The sequence below is a fragment of the Chryseobacterium sp. POE27 genome, assembly GCF_039727685.1.
GTDB lineage: Bacteria > Bacteroidota > Bacteroidia > Flavobacteriales > Weeksellaceae > Chryseobacterium.
In genome coordinates this window covers 3,158,312-3,173,256 of record NZ_CP152475.1, presented here as the reverse complement: position 1 = coordinate 3,173,256, position 14,945 = coordinate 3,158,312, and the positions used below count along the sequence as shown (strand labels likewise).

The 14,945-nt window shown below is 36.2% G+C and carries 22 protein-coding genes and 2 pseudogenes; 5 read left to right on the top strand and 19 right to left on the bottom strand.

From position 1 onward, the window contains the following. Positions 1–3: 3 nt before the first annotated feature. The 16 genes and pseudogenes from rplF to rplC all read right to left on the bottom strand — a co-directional run bounded on the left by rplF (position 4) and on the right by rplC (position 7,499). Positions 4–549: a 50S ribosomal protein L6 gene (gene rplF, locus AAHI02_RS15100; protein ID WP_346983943.1), complete on the bottom strand. Its 546-nt coding sequence runs from the start codon at positions 547–549 to the stop codon at positions 4–6. Positions 550–566: 17 nt separating this feature from the next. Next, positions 567–965 (bottom strand): 30S ribosomal protein S8, encoded by a 399-nt coding sequence (rpsH, locus tag AAHI02_RS15095; RefSeq protein ID WP_062162720.1) that lies wholly within the window; start codon positions 963–965, stop codon positions 567–569. A 148-nt stretch (positions 966–1,113) separates the two neighbouring features. Further along, entirely contained in the window at positions 1,114–1,383 is a 270-nt protein-coding gene (gene rpsN, locus AAHI02_RS15090; RefSeq protein ID WP_007839501.1) for a 30S ribosomal protein S14, read from the bottom strand. 3 nt (positions 1,384–1,386) lie between these two features. After that, complete coding sequence (rplE, locus tag AAHI02_RS15085) at positions 1,387–1,938, bottom strand: 50S ribosomal protein L5 (RefSeq protein WP_346983942.1); 552 nt, start codon at positions 1,936–1,938, stop codon at positions 1,387–1,389. A gap of 13 nt (positions 1,939–1,951) precedes the next feature. Beyond that, entirely contained in the window at positions 1,952–2,278 is a 327-nt protein-coding gene (gene rplX, locus AAHI02_RS15080) for a 50S ribosomal protein L24 (RefSeq protein WP_034678023.1), read from the bottom strand. 20 nt (positions 2,279–2,298) lie between these two features. After that, on the bottom strand, positions 2,299–2,667 hold the full coding sequence (gene rplN / locus AAHI02_RS15075; protein WP_007839504.1) for a 50S ribosomal protein L14: 369 nt from the start codon (positions 2,665–2,667) through the stop codon (positions 2,299–2,301). Between the two features lie 2 nt (positions 2,668–2,669). Beyond that, positions 2,670–2,924, bottom strand: a complete 255-nt coding sequence (rpsQ, locus tag AAHI02_RS15070) for a 30S ribosomal protein S17 (protein ID WP_042720938.1) — start codon at positions 2,922–2,924, stop codon at positions 2,670–2,672. A 12-nt stretch (positions 2,925–2,936) separates the two neighbouring features. Beyond that, a complete protein-coding gene (gene rpmC, locus AAHI02_RS15065) occupies positions 2,937–3,122 on the bottom strand; it encodes a 50S ribosomal protein L29 (RefSeq protein ID WP_089793291.1) in 186 nt (61 codons plus the stop codon). A 12-nt stretch (positions 3,123–3,134) separates the two neighbouring features. Further along, positions 3,135–3,518, bottom strand: coding sequence for a 50S ribosomal protein L16 (gene rplP / locus AAHI02_RS15060; RefSeq protein WP_346983941.1), 384 nt, complete (start codon positions 3,516–3,518; stop codon positions 3,135–3,137). Positions 3,519–3,661: 143 nt separating this feature from the next. After that, entirely contained in the window at positions 3,662–4,423 is a 762-nt protein-coding gene (gene rpsC, locus AAHI02_RS15055) for a 30S ribosomal protein S3 (protein WP_042720940.1), read from the bottom strand. Between the two features lie 7 nt (positions 4,424–4,430). Further along, on the bottom strand, positions 4,431–4,829 hold the full coding sequence (gene rplV, locus AAHI02_RS15050) for a 50S ribosomal protein L22 (protein ID WP_027387214.1): 399 nt from the start codon (positions 4,827–4,829) through the stop codon (positions 4,431–4,433). 2 nt (positions 4,830–4,831) lie between these two features. After that, positions 4,832–5,110 (bottom strand): 30S ribosomal protein S19, encoded by a 279-nt coding sequence (rpsS, locus tag AAHI02_RS15045; RefSeq protein WP_002983209.1) that lies wholly within the window; start codon positions 5,108–5,110, stop codon positions 4,832–4,834. A gap of 2 nt (positions 5,111–5,112) precedes the next feature. Then, complete coding sequence (rplB, locus tag AAHI02_RS15040; RefSeq protein WP_346983940.1) at positions 5,113–5,934, bottom strand: 50S ribosomal protein L2; 822 nt, start codon at positions 5,932–5,934, stop codon at positions 5,113–5,115. Positions 5,935–5,956: 22 nt separating this feature from the next. After that, complete coding sequence (gene rplW / locus AAHI02_RS15035) at positions 5,957–6,247, bottom strand: 50S ribosomal protein L23 (RefSeq protein ID WP_042720941.1); 291 nt, start codon at positions 6,245–6,247, stop codon at positions 5,957–5,959. A gap of 3 nt (positions 6,248–6,250) precedes the next feature. Then, a pseudogene (gene rplD / locus AAHI02_RS15030) lies at positions 6,251–6,881 on the bottom strand (50S ribosomal protein L4). Continuing rightward, positions 6,872–7,499: pseudogene (gene rplC / locus AAHI02_RS15025) on the bottom strand (50S ribosomal protein L3). The pseudogenes rplD and rplC overlap by 10 nt, the downstream one beginning before the upstream one ends. Positions 7,500–8,056: 557 nt before the next feature. On the opposite strand from rplC, the gene AAHI02_RS15020 reads away from it, so the two are divergent. From AAHI02_RS15020 to AAHI02_RS15000, 5 genes are all read left to right on the top strand, one after another. Then, positions 8,057–9,034, top strand: coding sequence for a hypothetical protein (locus AAHI02_RS15020; protein WP_346983939.1), 978 nt, complete (start codon positions 8,057–8,059; stop codon positions 9,032–9,034). A 326-nt stretch (positions 9,035–9,360) separates the two neighbouring features. After that, complete coding sequence (locus AAHI02_RS15015) at positions 9,361–9,774, top strand: hypothetical protein (protein ID WP_346983938.1); 414 nt, start codon at positions 9,361–9,363, stop codon at positions 9,772–9,774. After that, positions 9,764–10,237, top strand: a complete 474-nt coding sequence (locus AAHI02_RS15010) for a hypothetical protein (protein ID WP_346983937.1) — start codon at positions 9,764–9,766, stop codon at positions 10,235–10,237. Before AAHI02_RS15015 ends, AAHI02_RS15010 begins: the two co-directional genes overlap by 11 nt. After that, a complete protein-coding gene (locus tag AAHI02_RS15005; RefSeq protein ID WP_346983936.1) occupies positions 10,128–11,654 on the top strand; it encodes a hypothetical protein in 1,527 nt (508 codons plus the stop codon). Before AAHI02_RS15010 ends, AAHI02_RS15005 begins: the two co-directional genes overlap by 110 nt. Continuing rightward, positions 11,641–11,796 (top strand): hypothetical protein, encoded by a 156-nt coding sequence (locus AAHI02_RS15000; protein WP_346983935.1) that lies wholly within the window; start codon positions 11,641–11,643, stop codon positions 11,794–11,796. Before AAHI02_RS15005 ends, AAHI02_RS15000 begins: the two co-directional genes overlap by 14 nt. 18 nt (positions 11,797–11,814) lie before the next feature. Here AAHI02_RS15000 and AAHI02_RS14995 read toward each other — a convergent pair whose 3' ends face one another. The 3 genes from AAHI02_RS14995 to fusA form a co-directional block, all read right to left on the bottom strand. Beyond that, positions 11,815–12,315 (bottom strand): low affinity iron permease family protein, encoded by a 501-nt coding sequence (locus tag AAHI02_RS14995; protein ID WP_346983934.1) that lies wholly within the window; start codon positions 12,313–12,315, stop codon positions 11,815–11,817. A 188-nt stretch (positions 12,316–12,503) separates the two neighbouring features. Then, the gene (rpsJ, locus tag AAHI02_RS14990) at positions 12,504–12,809 is read right to left on the bottom strand and encodes a 30S ribosomal protein S10 (protein ID WP_002661363.1); all 306 of its coding nucleotides are present in this window, start codon (positions 12,807–12,809) and stop codon (positions 12,504–12,506) included. 17 nt (positions 12,810–12,826) lie between these two features. Next, positions 12,827–14,944, bottom strand: a complete 2,118-nt coding sequence (fusA, locus tag AAHI02_RS14985; RefSeq protein ID WP_346983933.1) for an elongation factor G — start codon at positions 14,942–14,944, stop codon at positions 12,827–12,829. Position 14,945: the final 1 nt, after the last annotated feature.

Sequence of the window (14,945 nt, the reverse complement as noted above, 5' to 3'; positions counted from 1 at the left end):
TTATTAAGCAGATTTACCAGCTTTACGTCTAACAATTTCTCCTACGAATCTTACACCTTTTCCTTTGTATGGCTCAGGCTTTCTGAAAGAACGAATCTTTGCAGCTACCATCCCTAGAAGTTGGTTGTCGTGAGACGTTAAAGTAATAATTGGGTTTTTACCTTTTTCAGTCAATGTATCAACTTTTACTTCGCTAGGAAGTTCTAATACGATACCGTGAGAGAATCCTAAAGCCAACTCAAGTTTTTGACCTGCGTGTGATGCTCTGTATCCTACCCCTACTAGTTCCAGTTTCTTTTCGAAACCTTGATTTACACCAACAATCATGTTGTTGATTAACGCTCTGTATAAACCGTGAAGCGCTTTGTGTTGTTTAGCTTCAGATGGTCTGTTTACGTTCAGTTCACCATCTTTCTGTTCTATAGTAATTCCTGCTGTAAGCTCCTGAGAAAGTTCTCCTTTAGGACCTTTTACAGTTACCACACCATTGTTTTCAGTGATTGTAACTCCTGCTGGAACTGTTATAATTGCTTTACCAATTCTTGACATTTTCCTGTGATTAAAAATTAATAAACATAGCAGATTACTTCACCGCCTACTTTTTCTTCTCTGGCTTTCTTGTCAGTCATTACTCCTTTAGAAGTAGAGATGATAGAAATACCCAAACCGTTTAGTACTCTTGGAAGTTCAGTAGAACCTTTGTACTGTCTCAAACCTGGTCTAGAAGCTCTTTGGATAGATTTAATAGCAGGTTTGCTGGTTTGTTTGTCGTACTTTAAAGCGATTTTGATCGTACCCTGAACAGCGCTATCTTCAAACTTGTAGTTTAAGATATACCCTTGATCAAATAAAATCTTAGTAATCTCCTTTTTGATTTTCGATGCAGGAATTTCCACCACTTTGTGGCCTGCGCTTTGTGCGTTCCTTACTCTTGTTAGGAAATCTGAAATTGGATCTGTTACCATTTTTCTTTTATAAATTATTGGTTAAAGAACAATCAGTATTGTAAGGACTTGAAGAGTAAAATATCAGGCCTCAGAAACTTTGGCCTGATATTTTGTATTCTTTAGTATCCAGACAACTTAATTGTCCCGAATTTTTAATTAGTAATTATTACCAACTAGCTTTTTTAACTCCCGGGATAAGACCGTTGTTTGCCATTTCTCTGAAAGTTACTCTGGAAATACCGAACGTTCTCATATACCCTCTTGGTCTTCCTGTCAGCTTACATCTGTTGTGTAATCTTACAGGAGAAGCGTTTTTAGGTAACTTCTGAAGTGCTTCATAGTCACCTGCTTCTTTTAGAGCTTTTCTTTTATCAGCGTATTTAGCAACTAACGCTTCTCTTTTGCGCTCACGCGCTTTCATTGATTCTTTAGCCATTTCTTAGTTCTTTTTGAATGGTAAACCGAAGTGAGTTAATAATGCTTTAGCCTCTTTATCTGTTTTCGCAGTAGTAACGAAAGTGATGTCCATCCCTTGGATTTTTTTCACTTTGTCAATTACAATCTCAGGGAAGATGATCTGCTCAGTGATCCCTAAGTTATAATTACCTCTACCATCGAAACCATCAGCCTTGATCCCAGAGAAATCTCTGATACGCGGCAATGCAGAAGAAGTTAATCTGTCTAGGAACTCATACATTTTGTGAGCTCTCAACGTAACTTTAGCACCTACAGGCATTCCTTTTCTTAGTTTGAAAGCAGCCTCGTCTTTCTTAGAGATCGTGCCTACAGCTTTCTGACCAGTGATGTTCGTTAATTCTTCAACAGCATAATCGATGATTTTTTTATCTGCAGTAGCATCTCCTAAACCTTGAGATAAAATAATTTTCTCCAGTCTAGGTACCTGCATTACAGATTTGTATCCGAATTCTTCCATCATTGCAGGAATAATCGTTTCTTTATATGCTTTTTTGGGTCTTGCTATATATTCCATGTGTTATTTAAAATTATAAAGTTTCACCCGTTTTTTTGTTGATTCTTACTTTCTTATCTCCTTCGATTTTGTAACCTACTTTGATAGCTTTTCCGTCTTTACCAACTAAAGCTACGTTTGAGATATGAATAGAAGCTTCCTTCTCAGTGATTCCTCCTTGAGGGTTAGAAGCTGAAGGCTTAACGTGTTTTTTAACGATATTAAGTCCTGCAACGATAACTCTAGGGTCTCTTCCTTCTTTTTTGATCACTTCAATAACTTCACCGGTACCACCTTTAAGACCTTTCTTACCGGTAGTTACGATTACGTTATCTCCTCTTTTTATTTTTAACTTTGACATTTTTTTTAAAATTTTAAATATTAAAGTACTTCAGGAGCTAATGAAATGATTTTCATATATTCTTTGTCTCTCAACTCACGGGCAACCGGTCCGAAAACACGGGTTCCTCTCATTTCTCCTGCTGCGTTAAGCAATACACAAGCATTGTCTTCGAATTTGATGTATGAACCATCTTTTCTTCTAACCGCTTTTTTAGTTCTTACTACTACAGCTTTAGATACCTGACCTTTCTTAGCGTTTCCTGATGGTGTAGAATCTTTGATAGTAACAACGATTTTATCACCAACTGAAGCATATCTTCTTCTGGTTCCTCCCAGAACTCTGATAACCAATACCTCTTTAGCACCTGTGTTATCAGCAACTTTTAATCTTGATTCTGTTTGTAACATTATTACTTAGCTTTTTCAATGATTCTTACTAATCTCCATCTCTTGTTCTTACTCAAAGGTCTAGTTTCCTGGATCAGAACTGTATCACCTTCTGTGCATTCGTTGTTCTCGTCGTGTGCAGTATATTTTTTCGTTTTCAAAACGAATTTACCGTACATCGGGTGCTTTACTCTTGTAGTTTCACTAACAACAATAGTTTTTTCCATTTTATTGCTGGAAACCACTCCGATTCTTTCTTTTCTTAAATTTCTATCCATTGTAAAATGAAATTATTGTTTGTTAGTTAACTCAGTATTTAGTCTAGCGATTGTTTTTCTCAAATCTCTGATTTGGATCGGGTTTTCAACTGGGCTGATTGCATGAGCCAATTTCAATTTAGAATATTGAGCTTTTGCTTCAGTTAATTGAGCTTGAATATCACCCGCGCTTAAATTTTTAATATCAGCTTTTTTCATTGTATTCAAAGATTAAAGAGGTTTAACAAAATCGTTAGCAACGATGAATTTAGTAACTACCGGTAATTTTTGTGCAGCAAGTCTAAGAGCTTCCTTAGCGATTTCGTAAGGTACACCTCCGATTTCGAACATAATTTTACCTGGTTTTACTACAGCTACCCAATATTCCACGGCACCTTTACCTTTACCCATCCTTACTTCAGCTGGTTTTTTGGTAATTGGCTTATCCGGGAAGATTTTAATCCATAGCTGACCTTCTCTTTTCATATATCTTGTCGCAGCGATACGAGCAGCTTCAATTTGTCTTGCAGTGATCCAAGCACCTTCTGTCGCCTTAATCCCGAAAGTTCCATAAGCAAGTTGACTACCTCTCTGGGCACTCCCCTTCATTTTCATCTTATGTACTCTACGGAACTTGGTTCTTTTTTGGTTGTAACATAATTTCTAAATTTTAGATTTTAGATTTTAGATTTTAGATTGTTTTTTATTTTAAAAAAGTAACGGTAATTTAAAATTCAAAATGGTCTAATCTAAAATTTTTAATTATTATTGTTATTATTGTTATTGTTCTTTCTAGGTCTTCTGTTGTCTCTGTCTCCTCCTCTGTTGTTTCTGTCTCTGTCTCCTGACTGACCTCCTTTTTTCTGTTGTCCCACTAGCGGAGAAAGTTCTCTTTTACCGTAAACTTCACCTTTCATGATCCAAACTTTTACCCCTAGCTTTCCGTACTGAGTAAGTGCCTCACCGATATGGTAATCGATATCTGCTCTGAAAGTAGACAATGGAATTCTTCCGTCTTTGAAAGATTCTGATCTTGCCATTTCAGCACCGTTCAATCTACCAGAGATCTGAACTTTGATACCTTCTGCTCCCATTCTCATTGTACCTGCTATCGCCATCTTCACAGCTCTTCTGTAAGAAATTCTGTTTTCGATTTGCTTAGCAATACTGTCAGCTACTAATACTGCATCAAGCTCAGGTCTTTTGATTTCGAAGATGTTGATCTGAATATCCTTTTTAGTCAATTTTTTCAACTCTTCTTTCAATTTATCAACTTCCTGACCTCCTTTACCGATGATAAGTCCCGGTCTAGCAGTAGTGATCGTAACTGTTACTAATTTTAATGTTCTTTCAATATAAATTCTTGAAATCCCACCTTTAGATAATCTAGCTTCAAGGTATCTTCTGATTTTGTAGTCTTCCGCGATTCTGTCTCCATAATCGTTTCCACCAAACCAGTTAGAATCCCATCCTCTGATGATACCTAATCTATTACCAATTGGATTTGTCTTCTGTCCCATACCTTGATTAATTTTCTTTTGTACCTAAGATTAACGTAATGTGGTTTGATCTTTTTCTGATTCTGTACCCTCTTCCTTGTGGAGCTGGTCTCAGTCTCTTCAATTGTCTTGCACTGTCTACAAAAATTTCTTTAACGATAAGGTTTGCTTCTTCGATATCAGCCCCTTCGTTTTTTGCTTGCCAGTTGGCCATTGCTGAAAGTAAGACTTTCTCTAACTTGTTAGATGCGTCTTTCTTAGAATATTTTAGAATGTATAAAGCTTTGTCTACTTCTACTCCTCTGATGATATCAGCTACTAATCTCATTTTTCTTGGAGAAGACGGGCAATCATTATGTAATGCTTTTACTACATCTTGATTTGTTAATTTACGTGCTAATGCACTTTCTCTTTTTCTTGATCCCATGATTATCTGCTTCCTTTGTTTTTGTTACCACCATGACCTCTGAAAGATCTTGTTGGAGAAAATTCGCCTAACTTGTGACCTACCATGTTTTCTGTAACATAAACAGGAATAAAAGATTTTCCATTGTGTACAGCAATAGTTTGTCCTACGAAGTCCGGAGAGATCATCGATGCTCTAGACCAAGTTTTGATAACTGTCTTCTTACCAGACTCTATATTTGCCTGAACCTTCTTATCTAAAGTATGATGAATGAACGGTCCTTTTTTAAGTGATCTTGCCATAATTATTTTCTTTTAGATACGATGTAACGGTTAGACACTTTGTTTTTCTTTCTAGTTTTGTAACCTTTAGACGGCATACCGTTTCTAGATCTTGGGTGACCTCCTGAAGAACGTCCTTCCCCACCACCCATTGGGTGATCTACAGGGTTCATTACTACCGCTCTTGTTCTTGGTCTTCTACCTAACCATCTGCTTCTACCAGCTTTACCTGATACTGTTAATTGGTGATCAGAGTTGGAAACTGAACCAATCATTGCCATACATTCAATAAGGATCATTCTTGACTCTCCTGAAGGCAATTTAATGATTGCATATTTTCCGTCTCTTGATGTTAATTGAGCTGAAGAACCAGCACTTCTTGCTAAAATAGCACCTTGACCAGGCTTCATTTCAACACAAGAAATTACAGTACCCAATGGAATATTTTTCAATTTCATTGCGTTCCCTACATTTGGTTCTACGCTTTCACCTGAAACTACTTTCTGATCTACTTTGATACCGTTTGGAGCGATGATGTATCTCTTCTCTCCGTCAGCATATTCTAATAAAGCGATAAATGCAGTTCTGTTTGGATCGTATTCTACAGATTTTACAGTGGCTTCAACGTTTGCTTTGTTTCTTTTGAAGTCAATAATTCTGTATTTCTTTTTGTGTCCACCGCCGGTGTAACGCATGGTCATTTTACCAGTTTGGTTACGTCCACCTGACTTTTTAATACCAACTGTTAGAGATTTCTCTGGCTTGTTGGTAGTAATTTCCTCAAAATTGTTTACAATTCTGAATCTCTGTCCCGGGGTGATAGGTTTTAATTTTCTAACAGACATTACTATTATTTATAATTAATAATTAATTTACAGCAAAAATATCGATAACCTCACCTTCAGCAAGTTTGATTACCGCTTTTTTCAATTTGTTTGTCTTTCCAACCTGAAGACCTTTTTTAGTGTATTTCGAAGAAACCTTCGGAGCATAAATCATTGTATTAACGTCTGCTACTTTTACACCATAAGCCGCTTCAACAGCTTTTTTAATCTGGATTTTATTCGCCTTAGTATCTACCAAGAAAGAATAGGAACCTCTTAAATCCGTAAGGTAATTAGCCTTTTCTGAGATAACTGGTTTAATGATAATAGACATGATTTATTTCTTTAAATTTTCCTGGAATTTTTTCAACTGCACCTTCGAAGAATACGATCTCACCTGCATTTACTAAATCGTAAGAGCTTACTTCGTTGAAGTTCATTACTTTAGTTTTAGGTAAGTTTCTTGAAGATAAATACACATTCTTGTTAGCTTCAGGAAGAATAAACAAAGATTTTTTACCGTTCAATGTTAATGCATCTAATAAAGTAATGAAATCTTTAGTTTTAGGAGCATTAAGGCTCACATCTTCTAAAACTCTGATGCTGTTATCTCTCATTTTCTGAGATAAAACAGATTTTTTAGCTAATCTCTTAAGAGCTTTGTTCAATTTGAATCTGTAGTCTCTCGGTTTTGGTCCGAATACTCTACCTCCACCTCTGAAAGTTGGAGATTTGATATCCCCGTATCTAGCAGAACCAGATCCTTTTTGCTTCTTAAGTTTTTTAGTAGAAGCAGTAATTTCGCTTCTTTCTTTTGCTTTATGAGTTCCTTGTCTTTGTGCAGCAAGGTACTGTTTAACTTCTAAGTAAACCGCGTGCTGATTTGGCTCAATTCCGAATACTGTTTCGTCTAGAGTTACTTTTCGTCCGGTCTCTTTTCCTGATGTATTTAATACTACTAGTTCCATTTTCTGATAATTACATAAGAATTTTTTAGCTCCCGGAACAGCACCTTTTACTACTAAAAGATTTTGTTCTTGATCCACTTTTAATACCTGAAGGTTTTGAACAGTTACCTGCTTACCTCCCATTCTTCCAGCCATTCTCATCCCTTTGAATACTCTTGAAGGGTCTGATCCAGCACCGATAGAACCTGGAGCTCTAAGTCTGTTGTGCTGACCATGAGTTGCCTGCATTACACCTCCAAAGCCATGTCTTTTAACAACACCCTGGAAACCTTTACCTTTAGAAGTACCTGTTACGTCTACGAATTCTCCCTCGTTGAACAAGTCTACTTTTACTTCCTCTCCTACTTTTACTTCATCAACGAATTCTCTGTAGAATTCTACCAATTTAGCTTTAGGAGCAGAACCAGCCTTTTTAAAATGGCCAGCTAACGCTTTACCAACGTTCTTCTCACTCTTGTCATCGAAACCTAACTGAACTGACTTATAACCGTCTTTTTCAATGGTTCTGACCTGTAAAACCGAGCACGGACCAGCTTGAATAACTGTACAAGGAATGTTTTTCCCTTCTTCGTTAAACAAAGATGTCATACCGATTTTTTTACCAATAATACCTGACATTGTTTATATTATAATAAAATTTATCCTTTATTTATCACCTTTTTCAGGAAGTCTGAAGTAATTTCTACGTTTGATGTAGGCATACTACGTCCCTAAAATGAGTGTGCAAATTTATGAATAAAATTTAATCTGACAAATATTTGTAGTAAATATTTTGATTTTTAATCATTTAGATCATTTTTGCAGAATTCCGAGAAAATAAATGAACGAAATCTGAATGAATAATAAAAACCACGAACAAACTATATATTTTATCTGGTTCTTTCTTTATCGTAAAAATTTAAAGCATTCATAATGAGTAATTATGTAATATAAACCTAAAAGATCAATTAATATTTAATTCAAAAAACAAAATCACATCCGATTTCATTTTCTGTTATGGTTCATGTACCATAATTTGCGGTTTAATTTTTGATAAGGTATTTTTAAATTTCATTTAATAGCCTTATGAAAATAGAGAATTGTTCCATGAAGTCATTAATAGCAGATTATTGTGACACTCCACTTCTCGTCCGGAAATCAAACCCAACATCAACTGTAAACGCTAAAGACCGTTAATGAAAACTCTTAAGCTTTTATGGATCTTTCTGCTGATTATTTCATGCAATAAAAAAGAAGATCATCCATACACGTTTTACTATTGGAAAACAAAACTTTCAATTAACACCAAAGAAAAAGAAGTTTTGAATAAAACCACTCTTCCATTGCTCTACACAAGATTTTTTGATGTAGACAAATCAAGTGGAAAGTTTCAGCCCATAGGCGTCATTATCAAAGACACCAGTTTCAACCTCAGTCAAAAAATTGTTCCTGTTGTTTTCATTACCAACCGGACATTTCTTTATATAAAAAACGATGAAATTACATTTCTGGCCAAGAGCATCAGTGAACTTATCAACAAAAAAAAATCAGAATATCATTTGAATACCGCGCCGGAAATCCAAATCGACTGCGACTGGACTGCCGGAACCAGGGATGATTATTTCAAATTTTTAAAAGAATTAAAAAAAATTTCAGGGAAAGAAATTACCTGCACGTTGCGACTTCACCAAGTTAAGGATAAGGCACTGACAGGAATTCCTCCGGTGGAGAAAGTGTACCTTATGTGCTATTCTACGTCGTCGCCTTTGGAGAATTCTGATAAAAACTCAATTCTTGATGTAAATACACTGAAAAGCTATCTAAAAAATATTGATGAATATCCCATTAAGAAAATCGACGTTGCCCTTCCGATATATTCCTGGGGAATTGTAACCAATTATCTCGGAAAGCACAAGCTCATCAATGCTTTATCTGAAAAAGATCTTGAAAACGCAAACTTTAAAAAGATTTCAGACAATGAAATTGAAATACTTAAAGACGGCTTCTATTTCGGAAATTATATGAATAAAGGTTTCAGGATCAAAATTGAATCAGTCTCGCAACAACAACTTACAGAGGTGATCAGTTTCCTGGAGAAAAAAATACAGCATTTCAACATCATTTATTATCAATTAGACAGTAAATTTGTTACAGGACAGAATTTTAATTTTTAAAATTATAATTATAGACTCATTAAAATTGTCAACTAAAAACACCATCATAAAATGAAAAAGTACTTTCTTTCGCTTGCGGTTTTTTTCGCTTTTTTTATACCAAATCTGAGGCCTGCGCATGGTCGGATCCGGATTATGAGTATTTTAATCTTTTTACCCAAAGTATTATCAAAGATAAATCTTATCTGCCTTTTCTTCACAGCTATTCAACAAGATTTTATACGGATTTTAAATCTTCCGCCATTCCTGATGAAAATATTGATTCTTGGAAAAGATATTTTAATAATCAGCTTAGTTATTCCCAGACGGAATATCTGGTAAACAAGATGAATATTAATGATCTTAACGCTTTAAAAAAAGGAACTCCTACCAACCAGCTTTTGGTAACATTAGGACCCGGATTTTATAACAAATACCGTGAAGGAATCGATTATCTGATAGAAGCAAAATATCTTGAACCTTATATGAAGATCAACTATATCGAAAGTGGAGATTCATTTTATTATCACCCGGAGCCGGGAACAGGAAAAAATGCGACTAATCTTGATTACAACAAAACAATTTCTGCACTTACATCACTATACAACGCTACAAAAAACCCCGAAATTAAGCAGAGATATGGCTACCAGCTTGTCAGGTTTAATCATTATACAAGAAATTATGACGTAGCGCTGAAAGCTTTCAAAACGTACGTAGAACCTTTAAGATTGAAAGGCGCCCCCCTACATTATGGCACTTGACCAGCTCGCAGGAGCGCAGAGAGGTTTAGGAATGAACAGTGAAGCGAACTGGAATTTCTTTCAGGTTTTCAAAGACAGTAAAAGCCGTAAGGAATCTGCTTTTGTATCGATGAAACTTTCGGATACGGCATCTTTCAATAATATTTTGAAACGTGCGGCAACAAACGAAGACAAAAATATGGCCTACTTTCTTTTAGGTTATGAAGATTTCAACAACCCTATTCCTGTCATGGAAAAAATGTATGAGATCAACCCTGATTCAGAAATTCTGAAAGTAATGGCGGTAAGAAGTATCAACGAGCTTGAAAGGAGTTATCTTCCGATTTACTATTATTCAGATGATAACAATGTAAGTGCAGAAAGAAACGCAACCGATTCCGGATCGGGTCAAAGTAAAGCAGAACCCACCGAAACTAAAAAAAGAAGAGCTTTCTTTCTGGCAGAAGATTATCCGGTTCTTTAAAAATCTTTTCAGCAGCAAGAAAGATAAAAGTTCCGGTGACAGCAAAGCTGATCAGAGCGACGATGAACTTCTCGAAAATCCAAACAGAATTCCGGTCTTCTCAAAAAACAATTACTGGTATGATGACAAAACCAAGGATTTTCTGGATGACCTGGAAAAATTCACCTCAAAAGCAAAAGAAAAATCCAAAGATGAATATTGGCAGATTGCGGATGCTTATTTAAAATTCCTGAAAAAAGATTATACATCCAGCACCGAAATTTTAGAAAATATAAAAACCAATAATCCTGAATATCTGGAAGAGATCAAAAGGATGAAGGTGCTGAATGATATTGTTTCACAGCCGAAAATCGACGCAGAATACGAAGATCATTTAATGAAAGACTATCCTGAATATTTTATTGAAAAACCCGCTGCGAAAAAAGACAGTGCTGAAACAGATGAGTATGATTATTATGGTGAAGTTCCTTCTACGGCAGATTTTCTTAAAGACGTTCTGGCAAACCGTTATTTCCTTCAGGGTGAAGACGGAAAGTCTTTCCTTATGAATAATAAACTTTCTGATCTTCAATACAATCCGAATTCAAGCCTGGTGAAAAGTGTGGAAGATTTTTACAGAAAGCCCAATAAGACACAATTTGAACAGGAAATTATTGCTAAAAACATTAATGACGTAGGAAATATTGATGCGTTCTTTGCCGTGATCTATGGCGACAGAGCGATGAGACAGGCAGATTTTGACAAAGCAAAATCGTACTACGCGAAGGCACAAAACTTTTCGGGAATTCCAAGATCTGAATGGAACTATGATGAGAAAAAAGTCACTGTTCTGAAATATTCTCCGGGAGCATACAATGGATTCAGTAATATTTCTGATCTTGTTTTTGGACATAACGTTTGGGAAAGTTTCCAGAGTTCGCCGGAAGAAAGCATGAAAAAAGAAGATTACTCAGCATTTCCGTTTATAAAACCTACTATGGATAAATTGGAATTATCAGAAGCTTTAATCCAGTTAAAGAAGATCGGTGAAGGAAAAAATCAAACCGCTGCGGCAGCCAATCAGCTTATTGGAAACCTTCTTTACAACACTTCTATTTTAGGATATTACCGACAACTTTTTGTGATGGATATAGATAACACAAACGGCGGAAAATATGATTTCCAAAGTACAGACCATAAAAATCCTTATCAATATTATTATAAAAATTTCCTGGACAGAACTTATATCGAACCGGATAATTTTGACTTGTCCATCGATTATTACAAGAAAGCATTAAACCTTTCAGCCAATAAAGAACAGAAAGCAAGAATTTTATTCCAGATGGCAAGTGCAGAACAGGGGAAATATTATCAGTATGAAGCTAAAAATCCTTCAAAAGTCGATTACTCTGATCCTAAATACAGTGAAAAAAAGTGATGCTTACCAGGCTCATCTTGATCAGATAAAAAATCAGAAATACAGAACCTATTTTGCGATGCTAAAATCTCAATATGCAGATACGGAAACTGCGAAAGACCTATTAGGAAGCTGCACTTATTTTAGCTTTTTTATGAAGTAATTTAAATAAAAAAAGGAATCAAATTGATTCCTTTTTTTGATTTTGTTCCTGTAGCCACTCTTCATGCTTTTTTCTGAAAAGCCGATCCTTATGATCCTGATTTCTTTGTGCAGCATCAATGGAATGTGATGAATGAATATCATAATCTTCTTCGGCAAAATCTGCCAGTTTCTCATAATAGCAGTGAAGCTGATCGAGTTCTTTTTCCGTTAAATCTTCAATATCAACAATTCTGTTGCTGGCTTTCTCATTGGCCGCAATCAATTCATTTAATTTGATCTGGATTGCTTTTGAATCTTTATTCTGAGCCTTCTGTATCAGGAAGACCATAAGGAAAGTGATGATCGTCGTTCCGGTATTAATGACGAGTTGCCATGTTTCGGAGTATTTGAAGACCGGGCCGGTTACAGCCCATAAGACAACTATGATTGTTGCTCCTATAAAGGCATAAGAACTTCCTGTGAATTTTGTCGCCCAATTTGAAAATCTTTCAAATACACTTTGATTTGTTTTAGACATTTTGTTCTTTTTTTTACAATGAATCAGCATCAAAAATTCCGCCGAAAAGCAGAGTTTCGTAGTCTAAGTTAATTAAAATCAATATAATTGAAGCTTAAGGTAATAAAAAAATCCCTCTTCTTTCGAAAAGGGATTTATTATCATAGCAAAGTTGATTTGCGTTAAAGACTTTAGGTCTCAGGCAATTATCACACTTTAATTTCTACGTCTACACCAGAAGGAAGTTCTAATTTCATTAGAGCATCAACCGTTTTAGAAGAAGAAGAGTAGATATCCATCAATCTCTTGTGAGCTGATAATTGGAACTGCTCTCTTGCTTTCTTGTTTACGTGTGGAGATCTCAACACAGTGAAGATTCTCTTGTTTGTTGGTAATGGAATTGGTCCGTTTACAACAGCACCGGTAGCCTTTACCGTTTTTACGATTTTCTCTGCAGATTTATCTACCAGGTTGTAATCGTAAGATTTAAGTTTTATTCTGATTCTTTGTGACATTTTAATCTAATTTAATATTAACCTTTAGCCTTAGCGATTACATCTTCAGCAACGTTTGAAGGAGCAGCTTCGTATTTCTCGAATTCCATAGAAGATGTTGCTCTACCTGAAGATAATGTTCTAAGAGAAGTTACATAACCAAACATTTCAGATAACGGAACAAAAGCTTTAATAACTTTAGCATTGTTTCTATCATCCATACCGTTTACAGTACCTCTTCTTCTGTTAAGGTCACCCACGATATCCCCCATATATTCTTCCGGAGTTACTACTTCCAGTTTCATAATTGGTTCCATGATCACCGCTTTAGCTGCTCTACCAGATTCTTTGAATCCCATTTTAGCTGCTAATTCGAAAGATAGCTGATCCGAGTCAACCTGGTGGTAAGATCCGTCTTTCAATACGATTTTCATTGATTCAACTTCGAATCCGGCCAATGGACCGTTTTTCATCGCTTCTCTGAATCCTTTTTCAACTGAAGGGATAAATTCTTTAGGAATATTACCACCTTTAATTTCATTGATGAATTCAAGACCTGTTTTACCTTCGTCTGCAGGACCAATTGTAAATACGATATCTGCGAACTTACCTCTACCTCCGGATTGTTTTTTGTAAACCTCTCTGTGGTTGGCAGTTTGTGTAAGTGCTTCTTTGTATTCTACCTGTGGCTGTCCTTGATTAACTTCAACTTTAAACTCTCTTCTCATACGGTCTACGATGATATCCAAGTGAAGCTCACCCATACCAGAGATGATTGTCTGTCCTGAAGCCTCGTCAGTTTTAACCTGGAACGTTGGGTCTTCTTCTGCCAATTTAGCAAGAGCGTTACCCATTTTATCCTGGTCAGCTTTCGTTTTAGGCTCAACAGCGATACCGATTACCGGATCCGGGAAGATCATAGATTCAAGAACGATTGGGTTCTTTTCATCAGATAATGTATCCCCTGTTTTGATATCTTTAAATCCTACAGCAGCACCAATATCTCCAGCTTCAATATATTCAACCGGGTTTTGTTTGTTTGCGTGCATCTGATAGATTCTGGAAATTCTTTCTTTGTTTCCTGATCTTGTGTTAAGAACATAAGAACCGGCATCCAATCTACCTGAATAAGCTCTGAAGAATGCCAATCTACCTACGAATGGGTCAGTAGCAATTTTGAAAGCTAATGCAGCGAATGGCTCATCCACAGATGGTTTTCTTTCGATTTCAGCGTCAGTTCTTGGGTCTGTACCTGCGATATTATCCTTATCCAGTGGAGAAGGAAGATATTTACAAACAGCATCAAGCATGAACTGTACTCCTTTGTTTTTGAAAGAAGATCCACAAGTCATTGGGATGATAGAAAGGTCGATAGTCGCTTTTCTAAGTGCTTCGTTGATTTCCTCTTCAGAAATTGAATCCGGATCTTCGAAGAATTTCTCCATCAAAGTTTCATCATAATCAGCAACAGCTTCTACTAATTTCTCTCTATATTCAAGAACTTCATCTTTCATGTCTTCCGGAATTGGAACTACTTCATAAGTAGCACCTTGTCCTGCTTCATCCCAGATGATCGCTCTGTTTTTGATTAAGTCTACAACCCCTTTGAAATCTTCTTCAGCACCGATTGGTAAAACGATTGGAACTGCATTAGATCCTAACATTTCCTTTACTTGTTTTACAACGTTCAAGAAGTCAGCACCCTGTCTGTCCATTTTGTTTACGAATCCCATTCTCGCAACTTTGTAGTTGTCAGCAAGTCTCCAGTTGGTTTCAGACTGAGGCTCTACACCGTCTACGGCAGAGAAAAGGAATACCAATCCGTCCAATACTCTCAAAGATCTGTTTACTTCTACAGTGAAGTCAACGTGTCCCGGTGTATCGATGATGTTGAAGTGGTAAGGTTTTGTTTCAGGTAATTTTTTACCCTGATCTGTTGGAAAGTTCCAAGAACAAGTAGTTGCAGCAGAAGTAATGGTAATACCTCTTTCAGCTTCCTGCTCCATCCAGTCCATTGTAGAAGCACCATCGTGAACCTCTCCAATTTTGTGGTTTACCCCTGTATAGAATAAAATCCTTTCTGTAGTGGTAGTCTTCCCTGCATCGATGTGAGCAGCAATACCAATATTTCTTGTAAATTTAAGATCTCTTCCCATT